Origin of the sequence: Terribacillus sp. JSM ZJ617, assembly GCF_044383785.1 — a bacterium.
In the GTDB taxonomy this organism is placed as follows: domain Bacteria; phylum Bacillota; class Bacilli; order Bacillales; family Amphibacillaceae; genus Terribacillus.
The window spans coordinates 242,912-264,811 of record NZ_JBISEQ010000004.1 but is presented as its reverse complement, the minus strand read 5'-3'; the positions used below and the strand labels follow the sequence as shown (position 1 = coordinate 264,811).

The 21,900-nt window shown below is 46.1% G+C and carries 23 protein-coding genes; 19 read left to right on the top strand and 4 right to left on the bottom strand.

Features of this window, described 5'->3' with window-relative positions; genetic code table 11:
• The first annotated feature begins 83 nt into the window (after window positions 1-83).
• Window positions 84-356, top strand: a complete 273-nt coding sequence (locus ACH6C1_RS14880; RefSeq protein ID WP_038557662.1) for an HU family DNA-binding protein — start codon at window positions 84-86, stop codon at window positions 354-356.
• A 57-nt stretch (window positions 357-413) separates the two neighbouring features.
• Here ACH6C1_RS14880 and ACH6C1_RS14875 read toward each other — a convergent pair whose 3' ends face one another.
• Complete coding sequence (locus tag ACH6C1_RS14875) at window positions 414-824, bottom strand: hypothetical protein (protein WP_374078356.1); 411 nt, start codon at window positions 822-824, stop codon at window positions 414-416.
• A 13-nt stretch (window positions 825-837) separates the two neighbouring features.
• On the bottom strand, window positions 838-1,476 hold the full coding sequence (locus ACH6C1_RS14870) for a protein kinase family protein (protein ID WP_374078353.1): 639 nt from the start codon (window positions 1,474-1,476) through the stop codon (window positions 838-840).
• 257 nt (window positions 1,477-1,733) lie between these two features.
• Between ACH6C1_RS14870 and ACH6C1_RS14865 the strand changes: the two genes are divergently transcribed.
• The 12 genes from ACH6C1_RS14865 to ACH6C1_RS14810 all read left to right on the top strand — a co-directional run bounded on the left by ACH6C1_RS14865 (window position 1,734) and on the right by ACH6C1_RS14810 (window position 13,721).
• Entirely contained in the window at window positions 1,734-2,276 is a 543-nt protein-coding gene (locus ACH6C1_RS14865) for a DinB family protein (RefSeq protein WP_374078351.1), read from the top strand.
• 257 nt (window positions 2,277-2,533) lie between these two features.
• Entirely contained in the window at window positions 2,534-2,923 is a 390-nt protein-coding gene (locus tag ACH6C1_RS14860) for a sporulation protein (protein WP_374078348.1), read from the top strand.
• Between the two features lie 178 nt (window positions 2,924-3,101).
• Window positions 3,102-4,430, top strand: coding sequence for a hemolysin family protein (locus tag ACH6C1_RS14855; protein ID WP_095224482.1), 1,329 nt, complete (start codon window positions 3,102-3,104; stop codon window positions 4,428-4,430).
• A 78-nt stretch (window positions 4,431-4,508) separates the two neighbouring features.
• Window positions 4,509-5,291, top strand: coding sequence for a helix-turn-helix domain-containing protein (locus ACH6C1_RS14850; protein WP_374078345.1), 783 nt, complete (start codon window positions 4,509-4,511; stop codon window positions 5,289-5,291).
• Between the two features lie 86 nt (window positions 5,292-5,377).
• On the top strand, window positions 5,378-6,529 hold the full coding sequence (locus ACH6C1_RS14845) for a Gfo/Idh/MocA family protein (RefSeq protein WP_374078343.1): 1,152 nt from the start codon (window positions 5,378-5,380) through the stop codon (window positions 6,527-6,529).
• A 13-nt stretch (window positions 6,530-6,542) separates the two neighbouring features.
• The gene (locus ACH6C1_RS14840) at window positions 6,543-7,718 is read left to right on the top strand and encodes a dihydrodipicolinate synthase family protein (protein ID WP_374078341.1); all 1,176 of its coding nucleotides are present in this window, start codon (window positions 6,543-6,545) and stop codon (window positions 7,716-7,718) included.
• A complete protein-coding gene (locus ACH6C1_RS14835; protein WP_374078338.1) occupies window positions 7,715-8,533 on the top strand; it encodes a sugar phosphate isomerase/epimerase family protein in 819 nt (272 codons plus the stop codon). Before ACH6C1_RS14840 ends, ACH6C1_RS14835 begins: the two co-directional genes overlap by 4 nt.
• A gap of 15 nt (window positions 8,534-8,548) precedes the next feature.
• Window positions 8,549-9,643: a Gfo/Idh/MocA family protein gene (locus tag ACH6C1_RS14830; RefSeq protein ID WP_374078336.1), complete on the top strand. Its 1,095-nt coding sequence runs from the start codon at window positions 8,549-8,551 to the stop codon at window positions 9,641-9,643.
• On the top strand, window positions 9,640-10,830 hold the full coding sequence (locus ACH6C1_RS14825; RefSeq protein ID WP_374078334.1) for a Gfo/Idh/MocA family protein: 1,191 nt from the start codon (window positions 9,640-9,642) through the stop codon (window positions 10,828-10,830). Before ACH6C1_RS14830 ends, ACH6C1_RS14825 begins: the two co-directional genes overlap by 4 nt.
• 61 nt (window positions 10,831-10,891) lie before the next feature.
• On the top strand, window positions 10,892-11,902 hold the full coding sequence (locus tag ACH6C1_RS14820) for a TRAP transporter substrate-binding protein (RefSeq protein ID WP_374078332.1): 1,011 nt from the start codon (window positions 10,892-10,894) through the stop codon (window positions 11,900-11,902).
• Between the two features lie 20 nt (window positions 11,903-11,922).
• The gene (locus tag ACH6C1_RS14815) at window positions 11,923-12,414 is read left to right on the top strand and encodes a TRAP transporter small permease (RefSeq protein ID WP_374078330.1); all 492 of its coding nucleotides are present in this window, start codon (window positions 11,923-11,925) and stop codon (window positions 12,412-12,414) included.
• Window positions 12,411-13,721 (top strand): TRAP transporter large permease, encoded by a 1,311-nt coding sequence (locus ACH6C1_RS14810; RefSeq protein WP_366248556.1) that lies wholly within the window; start codon window positions 12,411-12,413, stop codon window positions 13,719-13,721. Before ACH6C1_RS14815 ends, ACH6C1_RS14810 begins: the two co-directional genes overlap by 4 nt.
• A gap of 36 nt (window positions 13,722-13,757) precedes the next feature.
• Here ACH6C1_RS14810 and ACH6C1_RS14805 read toward each other — a convergent pair whose 3' ends face one another.
• Complete coding sequence (locus ACH6C1_RS14805) at window positions 13,758-14,234, bottom strand: transporter (protein ID WP_374078608.1); 477 nt, start codon at window positions 14,232-14,234, stop codon at window positions 13,758-13,760.
• Between the two features lie 131 nt (window positions 14,235-14,365).
• Here ACH6C1_RS14805 and ACH6C1_RS14800 point away from each other — a divergent pair, with 131 nt between their 5' ends.
• From ACH6C1_RS14800 to ACH6C1_RS14780, 5 genes are all read left to right on the top strand, one after another.
• Window positions 14,366-15,220: a DUF1206 domain-containing protein gene (locus ACH6C1_RS14800; protein ID WP_374078327.1), complete on the top strand. Its 855-nt coding sequence runs from the start codon at window positions 14,366-14,368 to the stop codon at window positions 15,218-15,220.
• Between the two features lie 270 nt (window positions 15,221-15,490).
• On the top strand, window positions 15,491-15,907 hold the full coding sequence (locus ACH6C1_RS14795; protein WP_095224471.1) for a helical membrane plugin domain-containing protein: 417 nt from the start codon (window positions 15,491-15,493) through the stop codon (window positions 15,905-15,907).
• A gap of 31 nt (window positions 15,908-15,938) precedes the next feature.
• Window positions 15,939-17,117 (top strand): NAD(P)/FAD-dependent oxidoreductase, encoded by a 1,179-nt coding sequence (locus ACH6C1_RS14790; protein ID WP_374078325.1) that lies wholly within the window; start codon window positions 15,939-15,941, stop codon window positions 17,115-17,117.
• Window positions 17,118-17,236: 119 nt separating this feature from the next.
• Complete coding sequence (locus tag ACH6C1_RS14785) at window positions 17,237-18,271, top strand: potassium channel family protein (RefSeq protein WP_374078322.1); 1,035 nt, start codon at window positions 17,237-17,239, stop codon at window positions 18,269-18,271.
• 341 nt (window positions 18,272-18,612) lie between these two features.
• A complete protein-coding gene (locus ACH6C1_RS14780) occupies window positions 18,613-19,815 on the top strand; it encodes an MFS transporter (protein ID WP_374078320.1) in 1,203 nt (400 codons plus the stop codon).
• Window positions 19,816-19,911: 96 nt separating this feature from the next.
• Here ACH6C1_RS14780 and chrA read toward each other — a convergent pair whose 3' ends face one another.
• Window positions 19,912-21,093 carry a chromate efflux transporter gene (gene chrA, locus ACH6C1_RS14775; protein ID WP_374078318.1) on the bottom strand — a complete coding sequence of 394 codons (1,182 nt, stop codon included), beginning with the start codon at window positions 21,091-21,093 and terminating at the stop codon, window positions 19,912-19,914.
• 205 nt (window positions 21,094-21,298) lie between these two features.
• Between chrA and ACH6C1_RS14770 the strand changes: the two genes are divergently transcribed.
• Entirely contained in the window at window positions 21,299-21,880 is a 582-nt protein-coding gene (locus tag ACH6C1_RS14770) for a TetR/AcrR family transcriptional regulator (protein ID WP_374078315.1), read from the top strand.
• Window positions 21,881-21,900 lie beyond the last annotated feature (20 nt).

Sequence of the window (21,900 nt, the reverse complement as noted above, 5' to 3'; positions counted from 1 at the left end):
ATGTTCCTGCATATTAATCTAAAACATACAGCTTTTACATCAGGTGAAGGTTATGTATAAATTTATCAAATGAGGTGTTTTTCATGAACAAAGCAGAATTAGTAGAAGCAGTAGCGCAACAAGCAGAACTATCTAAAAAAGATGCAAGCAAAGCAGTTGATGCACTACTTGAAACAATCTCTGAAACACTTGCAAAAGAAGAAAAAGTACAGCTTGTAGGCTTCGGTACTTTCGAAGTGAGAGAGCGTGCAGCACGTACTGGCCGTAATCCGCAGACAGGCGAAGAAATCACAATCCCCGCTTCCAAAGCGCCAGCTTTCAAAGCGGGTAAAGATTTCAAAGAAGCTGTAAAATAAGAAGGATTCCTTTATGGAAATAAAAAATGCCGACGCACTAGTGCGTCGGCATTTTTTTTATAGCTTGCTAATATGGATGATCGACAGTTGTCCGTTGTTTGCTTCGATTTTCCATAACGGTTCGAACATTGTACGTAAGGTGGCGACTGTATCTTCATCTGTCTTTAGACCTTGGATCGTCTTGTCCTCTACCGCATAATCTTTACCTTCCTCTAAACCGAAACGCAGATGCAGAAGATTCCGTACGCCGTTAAAGGTAGGGAAGGAAATGCTGTAGCCCTCTTTTAAAGCAGATGTTAGCTTGTTTTGCTGTGACTGGAGCATTTCTGGATCGGCTTTTGGATAGCTGTCCTGAATTGCACGCCATTTGCCTGCTTCAATTAGTTTTGCGGTTTGCTCTCTTCCCAGGCCGCTATGGGAGATACGTTCGATTTGATAGGCTTCTGCTTGAGATATTGTGATTGTCATGTTTATCTCTCCTTTAGTGAATGGCTTTATTCGATGGTGCTTGGATGGTGTAGGATTTCCGTCTTTTGTACAGATAGGCAATCAGCTCCAGCAAAAAGCCGGGTACCTTTTTCGGAAATAATTTTTTCTTGTAGAATCTTTCATAAGCCCGGTGAAGGTCCTCCCATTGCGTGCAATGCTTTTGCTGGCGGAATCGGGCAGGATCGATTAAGCGGATGTTCCCATCAGGTGTGATCAGGATGTTACGCAGATGAATGTCGGATGGATTCAATCCTTCTGCTGCTGCTGCGGCCAGGGCCTTGTCAATATCGGCTATATGATGATCTGTTATGGGGATTCCCTCACGTAGGCAATCGTACAATGTATGGCCGGGAATGTAATCCATTACCAAATAACCGTTACCGGCTGCGTGAAGAGCAGGAAAGAAATGGTTGCTCTCAAGTGTTCTATAGATTTCCGCTTCTTCCGCTGCAATATGACGGAAGGCAGGGAAAAATACCTTCATCACTTTAGAAGATTCCGTAAGGCGGAATGCGAATGCGCTTCTGCCAGTCCCGATTAGTACGAGAGAGGAAGGGTACGCTGTTAAATGGGGCATCGTATCAGAACCAGACATGTGGATCTGCTCAGCAATCTGTTCAAAATCAGCCATTTCCAGCACTCCTTTTCTTTGGAACAAGGGCTTGTACAGTTATCATACGCACGAACTCGGGAGTAGGTGCATAAAAATAGTAAAAAAGCTAGTCCATCCTCCGTGTTCCCAATCTTGGATTTTCCTGCTTTCTGGCTATTTTCATCGTTACAGGGACTGTTTTCTTTACCTTTCGGGAAAATAACTATATCGTCAATCTATAAAGCTCCTCTTTTTTCCAACCAAATCGAAATCATATAAAGAGAAAAGGTGATTACATGCAAGAGAGACCTAGTGCAACGGAATATCCTGCTTATTTCCAAGATTACATGAAACTTGTGCCTGAGGGAAACATAGTAGCTTTGTTCAAGGAACAGGAAAGACAAACATCCAATTTACTGCAGGGATTGACGGATGAACAAGCCTGTTTCGCTTACGATACGGAGAAATGGACGATCAAGGAAGTGATTGGCCACCTGACAGACACAGAAAGAATTATGTCTTATCGCTTGCTTACCATTGCGCGAGGGGATGTGACACCGCTGCCAGGATTCCATGAAGATTCCTATGTGCTGCAAGCGAAGTTCACGGAGATGACTGTAGCGAGCCTTCTGGCGCAATATAAGGCAGTGCGTTCCTCCACGATCGCTTTGCTGGAGTCACTGAATGATCAGGATTGGATCAGGCAGGGAATGGCAAACGGACATGTAACGTCGGTTCGGGCGCTAGCTTATATAATGCTTGGCCATGAACGTCATCACCACAATATCCTTCATGATCGTTACTTTGCTTCTGCTACGTATCCGCTGAACCGTATGTGAGTTGGGGTATATTGACAGAATCACTTAACTCGTGTATGCTATATTGCAGATTAATAGAATAGGATTGTGATTGCTCCAAAGGGGAGTAGCTTCCAGTTAAGTCGACAATACGTGATAGCTTGCTATCGCCGGTTTAACTGACAACGTCAAGTTGTTTGCCAGACCTTTGCCAATTTGGTGAAGGCTGATTACAGACGGGACCTTCACTCTGTGGGGGTCCTTTTCGTTTAGTACACACAAATGGAGGAATTATTTCCGTGTTGAAGAAATGCTTAGAACTGATGCAGCTGCGGGCACCATCGATAAGGCTCGAACTTAATCAGGCAAGCTATCATGCAGGAGAAAAAATTGAGGGACATTTTCAGCTTCTTGGAGGCTGGAAGGACCAAAATTTGAACAGATTAGATTGTGATTTAGTTATAAAAAACAGAGCAAACGATAAAATAGTGAATATAAAGAATGTATTAAGCATTTTTATGTCCAAGCAATTGAAATCGAATGAGCAAATGAAGAAGCCGTTCACATTCCGTTTGCCGGAGGAACTGGAACCAAGCTCTGGAACATTGGTCTATGAATTGCAGACGAAGCTTGTGTTCGCCAATGAAAAATGCGCGAAGGATGATAGGCAAGTACAGATAATAGCGTAGGCGCTAAGAGAAGGAGGAGATTGCATTGGGAAGGCTTTGCTGAAAATAACAACCTTGTATAACAGAAGTTTTGCTGGCGCTGCTCCTCGTCGAGGTGTCGCAGCTATTTTATTAATCTGCTTGTAAACTATCAAACAAATAAGCGAGGTGAGTCCCTTCATTCAAAGAAGGGAATTAATTGGACCCATCAATAGTCATTAATTTAAGTTTAGTAGTGTTATTCATCATTTTTACGGCCTTTTTCGTAGGTGCAGAGTTTTCAGTCGTGAAGGTACGTATGTCCCGGATCGACCAGCTTGTTGCGGAAGGGAATAAACGGGCAATCATTGTCAGTAAGCTAGTGAATAATCTTGATTATTACTTGTCAGCCTGTCAGCTGGGTATCACTGTAACGGCGCTTGTACTAGGTGCGTTAGGTGAACCTACAGTAGAGAAAATACTACACCCGCTATTCAATGATTTAGGATTGTCTGAATCTGTTTCCACCTTGCTTTCCTACGCCATTGCTTTTGCGTCGGTCACTTTCTTGCATGTTGTGATTGGGGAATTGGCGCCAAAAACACTGGCAATCCAGTACACAGAGCAATTGACCTTAATTCTAGGTCCGCCTCTGTATTGGTTTGGTAAGCTGATGGCTCCGTTCATTTATTTACTGAATGGTTCTGCACGTGTATTTCTGAAGTTGTTCGGCGTGAAGCCGGCTGCGCATGAATCAGCACACTCGGAAGAGGAATTGCGCATCATCATGACGCAAAGTTATCAAAGTGGTGAAATCAACAAAACAGAACTTAGTTATATGGAAAATATTTTTACATTCGACGAACGTGTGGCGAAGGATATCATGGTGCCGCGGACACAAGTGGTCACCTTGGAAAAATCCATGACAGCTGCAGAAGTGATCGAGATCATCGATGAACATCAGTTCACACGTTACCTTGTGACAGAGGATGGAGATAAAGACCATATCATCGGTTTCGTCAATGTGAAGGAAATGCTTACGGATTTTGCAGCGGGCAGAAGACAAAGCCTGCCTAACTTCATCCATGAGCTGCCGCTTATCCATGAAGGAACCTCCCTGCAGGATGCTCTTTTGAAGATGCAGACAGAACGCGTGCATATTGCACTCGTAGTGGATGAATACGGTGGAACCGCAGGTATTCTGACGATGGAGGACATTCTGGAAGAGATCGTCGGGGAGATCCATGACGAATTCGATGAAGATGAAGTGCCGGATATCCAGGAAGTGTCTGATCGTACGTATCATATCAATGGTCGGGTACTGCTGGATGATCTAGAGGATCAATTCGGCTCTGTGTTTGACAATCGAGAAGACGTTGATACGATCGGCGGCTGGATTTTCGTCAAAAATGACGACGTAGATTCTCAAACCACTGTTGTGGATGTAGCAGGAAATGAGTGGGAGGTTATCGAAATGGATAACCATCAGATCCTTAAGATTGAACTGCGCATCCTGGAACAAGAACAGCTTCCGAGGCTGGAAGCTTAAGAATCGTGAATAAAAAAAGAAAGGCCGGGATGCCTATTATGCATCCCGGCTTTTTTTATTGGAGGTAAACAAATCAAGATGATCAGACTTTATGAAAATAAGCATCAGGAAAAGAATGAGGTTGCCAGGCATCAGCATGACACCCATCAGCTGCTTTATGTCCTGGATGGCGAAGGGAAATGTGAATTGGATACCAGGAGCCAGAAACTGCATCGTGACAGCATCGTGCTAATCTCTCCTCATACAGAGCATGCGATCCAAGCTCATTCGAAGATGACGGTGCTCGTATTGGAATTCGATATCCGTCAATTAACGGAGGATGTCGTTTCTTATCTCGTTGAACCAGTATTCACAGTATCGCGTGCCTTGAACCTATCTCTGTTCGAAAGCAGTGAGATCCGTCAGCTGCTGCGGAAGTTGCTATTCGAACAATCACAGAACCATCCTATTCATGCGATGGGGCTGAAGCTCTTGCTTGCTCAAGTACTTTACCAGCTTGCAATCATGCAGCAGGAAGATACGACACAGGATACAAATACGAGACGTGCAAGGTGGCTCAAGCATCACCTGGAAACACGATATTTTGAGATTGCCAGTATGGAAGAAGTTGCAGCCAAAGCTGGTGTAAGCAGCCGTTATATGAATCAGATATTCAAAGAAATGTATGATACGACTCCTTATCAGTTCCTGACGGAGGTAAGGCTGCTTAAGGTGAAGAAAATGCTGCGTGAGTCCGATAGGGAAATTGTTTCCATCTGCTTTGAAGTTGGGTTTGAAGCTGTCTCGACATTTTATCGTGTCTTTAAAAAATATGTCGGTGTAACGCCGAATGTCTATCGGCGCACAACAGATGATTTCTGAAATTGAGAATATCAGAAAAGAATGATAAGAAAAATGTAAACGCTTTACTTATACTATCCTTAATATGGATAATGGGAGGCGTAAGTATGGCGACGAAGAATATTGGGATAATCATGAACGGTGTAACAGGCAGAATGGGAACAAATCAGCATCTAATCCGGTCCATTGCGGCAATCCGCGCAGAAGGCGGTGTGCTGCTTTCTAACGGAGACCGTCTGCTGCCGGATCCGATTCTTGTCGGGCGGAATGAAGAAAAGCTTGCGAAGCTTGCCCGGGAAAATAGTGTGGAGCGCTACAGTACTGATTTGGAAGCGGCTTTGGCCGATGATTATAATCTGATTTATTTTGATTCGCAAACGACGAATCGAAGGGAAGCGAGTATCAAGCAGGCAATTGAAGCAGGTAAGCATATTTATTGTGAGAAGCCAACTGCTACAAGCTTAGAGGGTTCCTTGGAACTGGCTAGATTGGCACGGGAGGCTGGTGTGAAAAACGGGGTCGTGCAAGATAAGCTTTTCCTGCCGGGATTGCTGAAGCTGAAGCATCTGATCGACAGCGATTACTTTGGGGAAATTCTATCCGTAAAACTGGATTTTGGCTATTGGGTATTCGAAGGCGATTGGCAGGAAGCACAACGCCCGAGCTGGAATTATCGAGCCGAGGACGGTGGCGGCATCATTGTTGATATGTTTGCACACTGGCGTTATGTCATCGATCATCTTTTTGGTGAAATCGACAGCCTGACTTGTCTTGGAGCAACTCATATCCCGTACCGGGTGGATGAAGCAGGCAATCGCTACAAAGCGACAGCTGATGATGCGGCATATGCCATTTTTGCCCTTAAAAACGGGATAGTGGTACAGGCAAACTCCTCTTGGACGACTAGAGTTGACCGAGATGATTTGGTTACCTTCCAAGTGGATGGGACGTTGGGAAGCGCAGTGGCTGGTCTTAGGGATTGCAAGGTTCAGCATCGTGTCACAACACCGAAGCCTGTGTGGAATCCGGATATCCCTAATGCAATTGACTTCCGTTCCCAGTGGGAGACATTGCCGGAGAATCGTTCGTATGACAATGGATTCAAAATTCAATGGGAACTATTTTTGAAGCATGTGGAAGAAGATGCTGCGTTTCCGTGGGATTTGCTGGAGGGTGCGAAAGGTACCCAGCTGTCAGATCTTGGACTCGAAGCATGGCGTGAGAAAAAGTGGGTCTCTGTTCCGAGTCTGGAAGTATAAAGGGGGAAGCAGTATGACAACGATTCTTTTACCAACGCAAGGTCGTTCATTGGAGGCGTACAAACTAGTCCATTCAGCTTCAACCTATCCGATAGAAGGAGCTTTCCGGACAAGGACAGCCTATTCTGCTGCTCACGTTGTTGCGGATGCACAATCTGAAGCACATCCTATCTTAGGAGGGGCAATTGATTGGGAAGCAACATTGAATTATCGGAAAGCATTGTGGAAGCTTGGTTTCGGTGTGGCAGAGGCAATGGATACGGCACAGCGAGGCATGGGACTCACATATGAGATGGCAAAGGAACTGATTTCCATAAGTGCAGAGGAAGCGAAAAAAGAGAATGTGTTGCTCGCTTCTGGTGCAGGGACGGATCATTTGCCGGCTGACAGTTCGTTTACGACGTCAGAGATTAAGCAGGCTTATGAAGAGCAGTGCGCATTCGTCGAGGGTACCGGAAGCCGGATCATCCTGATGGCAAGCCGCGCGCTGGCTGCCAGTGCACGATCGGCAGCGGATTACAAGGATGTTTACGGGCATGTGCTTAGCGGAGTGAAAAAGCCGGTTATCCTCCATTGGCTCGGGCCAATGTTTGACCCGAAATTGACTGGTTACTGGGGATCGGAAACAATCAGCCGTGCGATGGACGACTGTCTGGAACTGATCCATCAATATGAAGGGAAGATTGACGGAATTAAAATCTCTTTACTCGATAAGGACAAAGAAATCGAAATGAGAGCGAAGCTTCCTGCTTCGGTTCGGATGTATACAGGAGATGATTTTAATTACCCAGAGCTGATCCAAGGTGATGGAGAGCGGTATAGTCATGCGTTGCTCGGTATCTTTGATGCAATTGCAGCAGCTGCTTCCGAGGCGCTGCGGGCACTTGATGCAGAAGATCTTGACCGATACCGGGAAATCTTCGATAAGACAGTGCCGCTTTCCAGGCACATCTTTGAGACACCAACGTACGCCTACAAAACAGGCGTTGTTTTCCTGGCATATTTGAATGGGTATCAATCACATTTCCGGATGATCGGCGGTGCAGAAGGAGCTCGGTCGGTTCTTCATTTGAGTGAGCTATTCAGACTGGCTGATCAAGCGGGAGTCCTCGTGGACCCGGCACTTGCAGCAGAACGGATGCAGCTCGTACTGAAGCTGGCTGGTATCGAACAGAAGGTGATGTCATGACAAAAGCGGATCTGCAGCTTCTCAGTCTCAATCAGATTACGACAGAAAACTGGTCGCTGACCGAAGCAATCCAAGGCTGTGCCCGTCATGATATTCATTGGATATCCATATGGAGGCATAAGTTGGAAGAAATCGGTGTAAAAGAAGCGAAAAAATTGTTGACGGAATACGGCCTTCGAGTGTCAAGTCTTTGCCGTGGCGGAATGTTTCCGGCAGCTACAGAGCGGGAGAGGCAGCTGCGAATAGATGATAACAAACGGGCAATAGAAGATGCGAGGGCATTGGGGACAGATGTGCTGGTGCTTGTATGTGGTCCGGCTTCGGATAAAGATATCGCCAAGGCTCGTCATTGGGTGGAGGCAGGGATAGAAGCTATCCTTCCATATGCGGAGGATCTAGGTGTAAAGCTTGGCATTGAGCCGCTTCACCCGATGTATGCAGCAGATCGTTCTGTGATCAATACATTGGGGCAGGCCAACACTCTGGCAGGGAAGCTGCAATCCGAGCATCTTGGAGTTGTGGTAGATGCCTTCCACGTATGGTGGGATCCAGAGCTCCCTCACCAGATTGATCGGGCTAAGGGTAAGATACTCGGCTTCCATGTATCAGATTGGAAGGTGCCGATGAAGGATATGTTCAAAGGGCGAGCCATGATGGGCGAAGGCGTCATTAATTTGCGCGAGATGCGCAGCATGGTGGAGGAAGCAGGCTATCAGGGCCCGATCGAAGTAGAAATCATCAATCAGGAGATTTGGGATCAGCCAGGCGATGAGGTGCTTCATCAAATGAAGCGCTGCTACCAGGAACATGTATAAAAGGAGAGCTGATAAATGGCACTGCTGAATCAATTGGAGGAGCTAGCTCAAGAAGCTGCAACAGCTGCTGACACTCAGATAACAGCACCTTTCATTTTTTCTGCTGCGGGTCTGGATCATCCGCATATTTACAGTATGGTGCAAGGTCTCTTGGATGCAGGGGCAAAGCTTATGCACATCTATGATCGAAATCCAAATCAGGCAAATGCCCTTCAACATAGATTTCAAACAGGAGAAGTTGTCTCAGAGCTGTCCCAAATCCTGCATAGCGAGGTTGATTTGATTGTAACCAGCATTGTGCCATCCGAGCGCGGGGCTTTAGGCATTCAAGTATTGGAGCACAACAAGCATTTCCTTTCCGCAAAGGCGCCTTTTACGACAATGGCTCAATTGCATGCGGCAGAGGAAGCGGTGCGCCGTACAGGAAAAAAATGGGCGGTGTTTTATAGTGAGCGATTGGCTGTGGAGGCAGCCCTGCTGGCAGATAACATTATACAAGAGGGGCTGATCGGAGATTTATTCCAGCTTACTGGTTCGGGGCCTCACCGACTCCAGGAAGACACAAGGCCGGATTGGTTTTTCGATCCGCAGAAAAATGGCGGTATTTTATGTGATATCGGCAGCCATCAAATTGAGCAGCTGCTTCATTACACGAGAAGTAAAGAAGCTGAGGTACTGCATAGCAAGGTGGCGAATTATGCTCATCCGGAATATGGCTCCTGGCAGGATTTTGGTGATGCAACACTTGTTACCAACACAGGTGTCAGCCAATATTTCCGTGTCGATTGGTTCACGCCCGATGGACTTCGGGTCTGGGGAGACGGACGAACGATGCTGCACGGCACAAACGGGTTTGTGGAACTGCGAAAATACACGGATGTAGCTCGCTCGGCAGAAGGAGAACATCTTTATGTGGTGACGGATCGGGAGGAAGTGTATTTCTCGGCTAAGGGAAAGGTAGGAGTTCCGTATTTCAGACAATTGATTACTGATTGTCAGCAGGGAACGGAAACAGCGATGAGTCAGGAGCATACTTTCCAGGCAGCGGCTCTGGCTATCCAAGCACAGGAGCAGGCAATCAGCCTGACAAAGGTGGGGGAAAAGCAATGAAGCATGCAGTCGTTTTAATCGGAATGAATGGATATGGGGAGCATTACTTGGATGCATTGCTGAAGCGGGAGGACATCACATTCGCCGGAATCGTGGAAATCCATCCAGAAAGAAGCAGTCTGCTGGAAAAAGTTAAGCAGCGCGGGATTCCGATATTTTCTGCGGTGGACGCTTTCTACCAATACAACCGAGCGGATTTAGCCATCATAGCCACCCCTATTCATCTGCACACAGTGCAAGCACTATCCGCGCTTCGACATGGCTCCAATGTGCTTTGTGAAAAGCCGATTTTTGCCGATATGCGGGATCAAGTGAAGTGGGATCATGCAATCTCTGAATCCGGAAAGTGGGCTGCCATTGGCTTCAACTGGTCTTTCACTGCTCCAATTTTGGAGCTTAAGGAAGATATCCGGAAGGGACTCTACGGAAGGCCGAAGCAGCTGAAAACATTGGTGTTGTGGCCGCGGAATGAAGTATATTTTTCCCGTTCGGCTTGGTCGGGCAAACTGATGGCGCCGGATGGACGGCAAATTCGCGATAGTGTAGCCAATAATGCCGCTGCTCACTTCATCCATAATATGCTTTACATGCTCGGGCATGAGCTCCAGGAAACGGTGCATATCAAACGTCTGGAAGCTGAGTTGTATCGAGCCAATGATATCGAAACCTTTGATACATGTGCCATCCGCATGCATACGGAATCTGGGTGTGAGCTGCTCTTTTATGGATCGCATGCAACAGCAACAGAGCAAGGACCCCAATTCTTGTACACTTTTGAAAAAGGCTATATCGTATATGATTGCAATCTCGATCAAGGCATCATCACAGCGTATACAGAGGATGGTCAGGAAAGAATCTATGGAAATCCGCAGACCAATCATCTGGATAAATTGGATTATTGCATCGCTGCACTTACAGATGGACGGGATATTCCATGCACATATGAAACAGCGCTTGGCCACGCATCGATTATTGAGGCACTGCACCAGAATATTGCGGCTGGGCAGCCTTTCCCTAAAGAAGCAATCAAACAGACAGGCGGAAATCTTAAAACTGTTATCGAGTTAGAGCAGACGATGAATGCATGTTTTATGAGTGGTAAACTGCCTTATGAATTACAGATACCTTGGAGCAAGCCAGCTAAAAAGGCTGATGTGATCCTGACACTCCAGAAGGGGAGCGTCTGATCACACCCAGTCGAATGCTGATGTTTGTAAGCGCTTTATAATACCTTGTGGAGGGTGAAACATGAATCGAGCGAAAACGACGTGGCTAATTCTTGCTGTTTTGCTGCTTGGAATAGGTGTGCTGATGGTTGTCGCTCCTGCTACAGATGCTGCGGGCCAGGAGACGAGGAAGCTGACGATGGGGCACATCCATAACCCGAATAGTCCGGTTTATGCGAGTCTGGAGGAATTCAGCGGGGAGCTGGAGAAGCGCACTGACGGTGTGCTGACAACGGATATTTATACCGAAGGCGGTCTTGGTGACGAGAGGGTAATGCTGGAGCTTGTCCAGAATGGAGTAGTCGACATGGCTAAAGTAAATGGCGGTGTACTGGAGAGCTTCTATTCCGATTTCTCCGTCTTCAGTTTGCCATATGTATTTGAGGATGATGAGCATTTTAAACGAGTTATGGCATCCGATATTGTAAAAGACCTTTATGAAGAACTGGAATCCATTGGTCTGCATGGTATCGCTTATTACGATGCAGGGGCAAGGAGTTTCTATACAGCAGACACGCCGATTCAGAAGCCAGAAGACCTGCATGGACTGAAAATACGTACGATGACGAATACAACATCAATCCGGACGATGGAGCTGCTGGGAGCGTCCCCTACACCGCTTCCTGCGCCGGAAGTCTATACAGGGCTGCAGCAGGGTGTCATAGACGGAGCGGAGAGCAGTCCGATTGCCCTTACGGATGCGAACCATGGCGAGGTAGCCAAATACTTTTCTTACGACGAACATACGCGAATTCCTGATTTCCTCATTATGAGTGAGAAGACGTGGAAAAGTCTGAGCCCGGAGCAGCAGCAGGCTGTCGAGGAATCAGCAGCGATCTCTTCGGAAAATCATAATGCGCGCTGGGACCAGCTGATCGAAGAAAGCATCAAGAAAGCAGAGGATGAGATGGGTGTTACCTTCAATGAGCTTGATCAGGAGCCATTCAAGGAACTGGTGCAGCCGCTGATCGAAGAAAGGCGGGAAGATCCGGAAATAGCGAAAGTGCTGGATGACATCGCGGCGTTACAGTAAACGAAAAGGAGCTGAACGAGGTGGAAAAAGTTCGGAATTGGGTTGATAGATGTATTTTGCTCGTGACGTGTACGCTGACTGTCTTCTTGGTCGCAGGTGCAATATGGCAGGTATTCACTCGATTTGTCCTGCAAAATCCGAGCGTGTTCACAGAAGAGGTGCTTCGGTTTTCCTTCATCTGGGTCGGGTTGCTTGGAGCCAGTTATGCTTTTGGAGTGAAAGAACATATCGCGCTGACGTTCCTAATGTCCAAATGGAAACATGCAAAGGACAAAAAAGCTGCCGAGTTGATCATAGAAGTGACGGTGCTGGTGTTTATGGTAGTTGTCTTTATTATCGGGGGGACACAGCTGATGCTTGCCTCGATGACACAGACTTCACCAGTCCTTGGGCTCCCGATGGGCTACGTATATGCCGCACTGCCGCTGTCTGGCTTGCTGAGTGTTTATTATATAGTCACGAATCGATTAATGGCAAGCAGGGAAGCCGCTAGAGGGAGGGACGCAGCATGACGAGTGTCGTTCTTGCAGGTATCGTCTTATTCGGGTTATTTTTTCTCTTGATTTTCTTCGGTGTTCCGATTGCAATCAGCATTGGCTTGTCGTCGTTGGCAGCTGGAGCTATGCTGCTGCCATTTGATGAGATTTTAATGGTCGTTTCACAGCAGTTTGTCGCTGGCATCGATAGCTTTGTCCTGTTATCCCTTGTCTTCTTTACATTGGCTGGAAGTATCATGAATACGGGCGGAATCGCTTTGCGTTTGATCAATTTGGCCAAGCTTTTGGCGGGGCGCCTTCCAGGTTCCTTGGCTCACACAAACGTCATCGGAAACACTCTTTTCGGAGCCTTATCTGGTTCTGCTATTGCATCAGCTGCAACGATGGGGAAAATCATGGCGCCTATGCAGAAGAAAGAAGGCTATGATCCATCTTATTCTGCAGCAGTCAACGTAGCTTCCGCACCGGCTGGTTTGATCATTCCGCCAAGCGGTACGCCGATTTTATACTCTGTTCTAAGTGGCGGTACGTCGATTGGCGCATTGTTCATTGCGGGTTATTTGCCTGGTATTTTGATGTCTGTCTTGATTATGGTGACGGCTTACATAGTTGCAAAAAGACAGGGATATACGGTATCTGAACCAATCCGCTTCTCTCAGGCTGCCAAAGTTATCCTGGATGCTATTCCGAGTTTGATGCTGATTGTGGTCGTCATCGGAGGAATTTCTTTTGGGGTCTTTACGGCAACAGAGGGAGCGGCTGTAGCAATCCTGTACGCTCTGGTGCTTAGCATGATCTATCGCAGCTTGAAATGGAAGGATATCCCGGTGATTCTTCGTGATACAGTCATGTTCTCCGGCGTCATCCTTCTGTTAATTGGAGCATCAGGGGCTATGTCTTGGATTCTGTCATATTCCAAGCTGCCGCAGATGCTTTCATCTGGGATACTTGATTTCAGTGGTAATGCAGCCGTGCTGATGCTGATTATTGTTCTGATTCTATTGCTTGTCGGCACTTTCATGGATATCGCTCCTGCATTGCTGATTTTTACACCAATCCTGCTGCCCGTTGCTCTGGAATTCGGTGTGGATCCAGTCCATTTTGGGACAATTATGTCGATGGGACTTGCTATCGGTACGATTACACCACCGGTGGGAACGGTACTCTTTATTGGATCCAAGGTTGGCAATGTTACAGTGGAACAAATGACAAAACCATTACTGCTGTTCTACATTCCTGTGTTCGTTGCTTTCCTTGCAGTAGCCTATATTCCGGCACTGAGTCTATGGCTGCCTGAGCTTATGGGTGTACTCAATAAATAAGAACAGGCCTTCCCGCAGGAAGGCCTGTTTTTTTGCTTAAAAGCAACTAAATGCTGCAACTCGTCTGAGGTCAATGCCAAAGAACTGCCAACGGAACTGCTGCGGACGCCAGCGGAAGCCGGCAATCGAAGTACGGCCGACAAATACTGGGTAGTACCAGAAGCGCTGGCCGTTCTCAAGCTGCATATACGTGTAACGGAAGAGACAGAAACGGATTCCGCCCGGATCTATAGCAAAGGCAGAAGGACCACCACTTCCGCCTACTGGCTGCAGCTGCGGAATTTGAGATGGAGGAGGTCCAGGAGGTCCAAACTGCCCCTGCTGTCCTCCGCCTTGACCGCCAGCTCCCGGAGGGGGGGCGAATGGAAATCCGCCTTGCCCGCCGCCGAACCCAGGACCACCGAATCCAGATCCGCCTGAGCCAGGGCCGCCGGGACCGCCAAAACCAGGTCCGCCTGGAAATTGTATTTGTCGTTGCTGCTCTTGTTTGTCATCATTTTCGTAATACATCATCATTCTCCCTTCTTGCTTCTTCTTCATCGTATGTAGGCACCTGTGCAAGGGTAGCTTGCCTAACCTATTTTTACCGGTTTCTCTTCTGCACGGCATGGGTATAGCTTTTAAAACAGGAGAGGAAGACGACTATGGCCGATAAAACAGAAGCTAAACAAAAGGCAAAGGATACAAAGGAAGAAACAAAGCCATGGATTCGGAGGTTTGGACGAATCGGTTATATGTCTCAGGGGATAGTCTATGCCCTCATCGGTGTTCTTGCACTCTTAGCTGCGCTTCACGTGGGAGGAGATACGACTGACACAGGTGGTATGCTGCAAAAACTGGCGGGTATGCCCTTTGGAAATGTTTTGTTATGGCTGATCGGAATAGGATTAATCGGGTATGTATGCTGGGATGCGATACTAGCCATCAAGGATCCGAATAAAGAAGGAAACGGAAACCGTACAAAAGGTATCATTATTCGCATAGGCTATGGCGTCAGTACGGTCATATATGCGAGTATTGCATTTAATGCGCTCCGTTTTGCTGCCACGAATCAAGGAAGCGGCGGAGGGAGCGAGCAATCCCTGACAGCAAAGCTACTTTCATATCCCTTCGGACAGTGGCTGGTTGCAGCAGTCGGACTTATTATCATCGGATACGGCGTCTATGAATTTTTCAGTGGCGTGTCTGGAAGCTTTATGAATCGATTCAAGACAGCTGAAATGAATAAGCACCAAAAACGTGCTGCCCGCCAAGCAGGCCGCATCGGTTTGGTAAGCAGAGGCATTGTTTTCGGCGTAGTTGGATTCTTCTTCGTCCTTACAGCTATTCAGTCTGATCCAGATGAAGCGAAAGGACTGGATGGAGCGCTGGCAGAAGTTTCACAGCAGCCATACGGACGCTGGCTCCTTGCAATTGTATCAGTTGGGTTCATTCTGTTCGGGGTGTATAGTATCATTCGAGGCCGGTATGAGAGCATGAGCTTCGGGAAGAATGCATAATAATTTTAATATTTTTCTGGAATAGGGGAAAGCTACGTAAGCAAAAGAGTGTAAGGGCTTTTATTATGTCTTTTTTTCGATTATATAATAGGAAATGAAAAAAATCATTAACGTGTGTGAAATAACTTTTGACAAGATCTCCAAGTAGGAGTAAAGTTGTAGGTGGATATTTTGAGCAATTTGTGAACGTACAGTTGTGAACAAATTCACAACAAAGTATAATGTTTACGTATAAATATAATGCATTACCATAGCAAAGGAGAATACGTTATGTCAGAAACAAACGAAAGTGTTAGCCAGAGCCAACAGGACCTAGCTGCGCAATTGCTAAAACCTGAAGTGCAAGAATCATTGACTTCTTTGATTGAACAGCTTCCAAAAATCAATGAACTTGTGAACGCTTTGACTGCTTCTTACGACTTCGCACAAGCTGTAGCAACAGATGATGTGTTGAAATCCGATACAGTTAATGCAATTACAGAAGTGCTTCATCCAGTGACAGATTCTGTGAAAACAGTTGCCCAAACTGCGATTGAAGCTAAAGACCGTGCAGAAACAAGCAACGAAACAATCGGCCTTTTTGGTCTGCTTCGTCTGATGAAGGATCCACAAGCACAAAAGATGTTCCGTTTTGTTCAGAGCTATCTTGAAGTAGCGAACGAAAAAGAAAGACAAAAACAAAAATAAGAGCTTATAAGGTAAGGACGGAGGATTAAGTATGGCAAAGAATATCGTTATTTTAGGCGCCGGTTACGGCGGAGTCTTAGCCGCTCAAACCGTACGTAAGTATTACAGCAAAGCGCAAGCAAATGTAACGCTTATCAATAAAACACCTACACACCAAATCATCACTGAGCTTCACCGTCTTGCAGCGGGCAGCATCTCCGAGCAAGCAGTGGCAATGCCAGTTGAGAAGCTTTTGAAAGGTTTGGATGTAGACTTCAAAGTAGCAACAGTGGAAAGCTTCAATGTCGACAAGAAGGAAGTAGTTCTTGCTGGCGGAAATACACTTTCTTACGATGCTTTGGTAGTAGGTCTTGGAAGTAAGACTGCTTACTTCGGTATCCCTGGATTGGAAGAAAACAGCCTTGTTTTGAAATCAGCAGATGATGCAAACAAAGTGTATAACCAAATCCAAGATAAAATTAAAGCATATGCAGCATCTAAAAATCCTGCAGACGCGACTATCCTTATCGGTGGCGGCGGTCTGACTGGTGTTGAGCTAGTCGGCGAAATCGCGGACAAGCTAGCTTCTTACTGCTTGCCTCACGGTGTGGATCCAAAAGAAATCAAGCTTCAGCTTGTTGAAGCCGGTCCGAAGATCCTTCCGATGCTTCCACAGCATCTAATCGATCGTGCGCAGTCCAGCTTGGAAAAACGCGGCGTAGAATTCTTGCTTGGCTTGCCTGTAACGAACGTAGTAGGCAATGTCGTGGAATTGAAAGATGGTCAGAAAATCGAAACAAATACATTTGTATGGACAGGCGGCGTACAAGCGCTTCCAATGGTAGCTGAATCTGGATTGGAAACAGATCGCGGCCGTGCGACTGTGAACAACTTCCTTCAGTCTAAGAGCCACCAAGATGTATTCGTTGTCGGTGACAGTGCTGTATACTTCGGTGAAGACGGTCGCCCTTGGCCTCCAACAGCACAGATCGCTTGGCAAATGGGCGAGCTAGTAGGATATAACCTATTCGCTTACCTTGAAGGCAAAACAATGGAAAACTTCAGCCCGATCAACTCCGGTACACTTGCGAGCCTTGGCCGCAGGGATGCTGTAGCATTCATCGGTGCGAACCAAACACCATTGAAAGGTCTTCCTGCTACAATGATGAAAGAAGCAAGTAACATCCGCTACTTGACTCACGTAAAAGGACTATTCAGCCTAGCTTACTAAACATAAACATATCGAAAGCACCTCCCCATCGGAGGTGCTTTTTTGTATGTTGCGAAATGTAAGATATCAGTCATTTTTCTTATTTTTCCAGTTATAATGGAAGTCTAGGAGGAGAGACTATGCTAATTTTCATTCGTTTATGGAAGAGCATCACTGGGTTCAATTTTCTGGCAATAGCTTTGGCGTCTGTCCTTGTCGTGCTGATAGGAACCGTCGGTATTCATGTAATCGAGAAAGATAATTTCCCATCTTTGTTCGATGGATTCTGGTGGACGATGACAACTGTAACCACAGTCGGATATGGAGATTTTTATCCAGAGACGGTACCCGGAAGACTGCTTGGAATCTTTTTGTTCTTATTCGGAATCGGCGTAATTGGTGTATTGATCGGAAAGATTGTAGACGGTGCCTCAGCTTATAATCGCATGCAAAGGGAGGGGAAATTGATGATCAAAAGGAAAGGGCATTATATTTATATCGGTTGGTCAAAAAAGGTGAAGAGATCAATTGAGGAAGTGCTGGCAAGTGAAGAAAATGCCTTTATTGTTGTTGTTGATGATAGGAAAGAGCATCCATTCGATCATGAACAAGTTGCTTTTGTACAAGGAGATCCATCTGATGAAACGACTTTGATACAAGCAAATCTCCTGGAAGCTGCACGCGTTGCTGTGTTCTCAGATCCTGAACTGGAATCTACACTATTAGCAGATGCTAAAACACTTCTGATAGCTTCAGCGGTCGAAGGGCTTTCCAAAAAAGAAAATACGAATATACATACTGTTGTAGAAATCAATAATGAAACACATATTCCTAAGTTTGAGCATATATCCATTGACGATTTTATTCTATCCAATGACTCCGTTTCCCTTTTGATGGCCAAGGCTGTGATGGCGCCGGGAACATCAAATCTCTTCCGTCAGCTATTGAGCAAACAGTACGGGACGAATATTTTTGAGATACACCCTGCCTCTGTTTGGAAAACATATCAAGATGCGCAGGAAGCGCTGACGAGAGAAGGGATGGTCCTGCTATGTATCAATCAGGATATGAACTACCTAAGTAAAAGAGAAACCTCCCTTCAATCTGAAGACAGGCTGTATATCCTGGCAAGCGATGAAACTTACGAAAAGTTCTCACAACGTGTTGTACAGTAGCTCCTCACATGATATTATAGAAAAAATTTACAAGTGATGATGCGGAATAGTACAGCATGGACGCTCCTTTTACAGAGAATCCCTGTAATGCTGAAAAGGGTGAAGGAGTTCAGCTGGAACAAACCGCGGAGCTGTCTGCCGGATGAAGATGATGGCAGTCCGGGAAGTGCCCGTTAACGCACAAGGGTCTACGCAGCAATGCGTGTACTTTCTGAGCCTGGCTGGGTGACCTGCCGGGGAAACTAGGGTGGCACCGCGACGGTATCTCGCCCCTAAGATGACAATCTTGGGGGTGGGATTTTTTTATTGGCTTCACTTCAAACAGAGAGAGGGGAATGAAGATGAAGAACTACCGTTTACGCGCTATCGCAATGCTTACAGCAATTACATGTGCATCCTGCGGTGATTGGCTTTATTTGATTGCTTTGAATTTAATGGTATACGAGCAAGCAGATCAGGCTGCAGCAGCAGTTGCAATCCTCTATATGATCAAGCCAGCAGCTGGATTGCTGATGAACAGCTGGGCGGGCAGTATCATAGATCGGCTGGATAATCGGAAGCTGATGATTCTTTTGTACGCTATAAGGATTTTCGGTATAGCCGGGATGATCATCGCCACTTCCCTATGGCAAATTTATGTGCTTGTTTTCTTCGTAGCAGCTGCAGGGGCCATCTTTGAACCTGCAAGTTTGCCGTATATCACTGGGTTAATCCATAAGCGGCACTGGCAGAAATTCAATTCCTATCGTGCTATTGCAGATGGCAGCGGCTTTGTATTAGGGCCGGCAGCTGCAGGGATTTTAGTTGGCGCAGGATCTGTTGAGGTGGCATTAGGCGCTAATATCCTATTATTGTTGGCAGCAGTTAGTATATGCATAGCTTTGCCATCTGTAAAAGTTAGCTTGGAAGAAAGGACGGAGAAGGGTTGGCTAAAAGTTTGGAGAAAGGATTGGCGTCTTGTTACAGCATTCAGTAAAAAATTCGTCATGCTGACCCTGTTGCTGCTGTTGTTCAGCTGCATCACTGTCATGACTGCAGCTGTCGATTCTATGGAAGTTGCGTTTACTGCAGAAGCAATCGGATTATCAGAATCTGCTTATGGACTGCTTGTAAGTATTGCTGGAATCGGTTTTATTTCGGGTTCTGTATTGTTGACTATCATAAGTCGCCATTTCCGTTCCATTCAACTGCTTTCTTATGGAGGAGCTGGAGGGGCCTTAGGGTATATATTGTTTGCTTATTCTCAAAGCTTTCTCCCTGCAAGTGTGGGTGTATTCCTATTATCTGGTGCACTGGCTTTTGCGAATGCTGGGTATATGACTTATATGCAGGAGCATATTCCAATTGAGAAAATGGGCCGGATGATGAGTATGTATCAATCAATAGAATCCATCCTGATTATCGTGATGACAGCAGTTTTGGCCGTTATCAATCAGCTGACGGATGTAGCTGCAGCGGTGCAAATCGGCTGCCTGATCATGCTGTCGCTGACGGTAGTATTAATCTTAATCAGCAAAAATGCACCAGTGCGAGGAGAAGCCTGATATCCTTTCGGATACCAGGCTTCTTTTTATGCACAATTAGGGCCTGGACTGACGACCAACAGTATAAACTGATCGATTTTGGCGAATTTGATAATACTATAAAACAATACCGCACGCGGCGCCGAATAATACGATAACCCAAGCTGGAACTTTCCAGAAAGCCAGAAGACTGAAGAAAATAGCGGCAAATGCAATATCGATGGATGAATGGATCGTCGATGACCAGATAGGAATAAAGAATGCACTGATCAAAATTCCTACAACTGCGGCATTGATACCGGCAAAGGCTTTGCGGAAGCTGCTGTTTTTCTGCAGACCCGACCAGAATGGCAGGGCTCCGATTAAGAGCAGAAAAGCTGGCAGGAAAATAGCTGCGGTAGCTAGCAATCCACCTTGCCACCCATAAAGCACAGTTCCAAGATAAGCCGCAAATGTAAAGAGAGGGCCGGGGACTGCTTGAGCAGCTCCATACCCTGCAAGAAAGTCTTGCTGGCTGATCCAGCCGGTTGGGACGAATTCCTGCTCCAAAAGCGGAAGAACAACATGACCGCCTCCAAATACGAGGGAACCTGCACGATAGAAGCTGTCAGCCATAGCAAGAAGCGGAGCATCTGTTATAGCTCGCAGCACTGGCAGACCAGCTAATAAAAGTAAAAAAAGACTAAGACAGATGACACCGGTCTTCTTACTGATAGAAATATGTAAATGACCTGATTCCTCTTCGTTCAGTTTCAGATGAAGCAGGAGGTATCCAACACCAGCTGCAAGCAATAGTGCAAGCAGCTGTGACAATTGATGAGGCCATAAAAGTGTAAGAACTAGGGTGCCTAAGGCAATTCCCTTTGTGAGGGGGGTCGCTGTGAGCTTCTTGCTCATTCCAAGTATGGCATGAGCAACGACTGCAACGGCGACGAGCTTCAGGCCCTGAATCCAGCCTGCATTCGAAAGATTCGTTTGTCCAAGAAATAGAGCGAATAGAATGAGTATCAGAACTGAAGGCAACGTAAACCCGATAAACGAGATAATTCCTCCTACAATACCGCCTCTTATAATTCCGATGCCAATACCGACTTGACTGCTGGCAGGTCCGGGAAGGAACTGGCTCAGTGCAACCAAATTGGCATAAGTGTGTTCATCGATCCAGCGTTTATTCCGTACATACGTCTCCTGAAAATAACCGAGATGGGCAATCGGGCCACCGAACGATGTACAGCCTAAACGAAAAGAAATAATAAAGATTTCAAGAAGAGATGATAACTTTTTTTGGTCATGCGTCATATTTGGAGCTCCTTTCCATATATTAATCGTTGAAACAGCTTGAAACGTGCTATAAAATTCATTTGTACTATAACATTACCTTTTCTACAGGACTTTGAAATTTACAATAACTTTACAAACTAAATTGCAGATCACATTCTTGACAGGTTAAACGAAAAAAATTATTATTATCTAGACCAATCGTTATAATTTAAGGAGTGCAAGGTTGTATGGGACAGTGAAAAAGAAGGAAAGCACAAAAGAACTCATCTTACGTACCGCTTCAGAGCTGTTCCAGCGACAAGGCTATCATGGCACAGGCTTGAATCAGATTATAGAGGAAAGCGGTGCTCCTAAAGGTTCGCTGTACTATCATTTCCCGAATGGGAAAGAAGAGATTGCAGTAGAAGCAATTACGCTCATGAAGAAGCACGTATTAGAAGGAGCAGCACAGGATTTAAACGAGAAGGACACTGCAGCAGAGGCTTTTCAATATCACATCCGTAAAATTGCACAAGATTTTGAAAAAAAACATCAAATGGAAGGTGTGCAAATCGGACTGATTGCGTCGGAAACTGCGTCAACTCATGAAGTGCTGCGAAACAGCTGCCAGCATGCCTATGCGGACTGGCAGGCATTATACGCAAATCGATTGATTGCTTTTGGCTATGAAAAGGAAATGGCGAAGGATCTGGCCGTTACGATAAATGCCTTGATAGAAGGGGCAGTGACCCTGGCTCTGACAAGTGCATCGGGAAGCCCGCTGTATAGTGTGGCAAGACAGCTTCCGTCATTACTTAAACAATAATTCCATATTGGAGGAGAAAG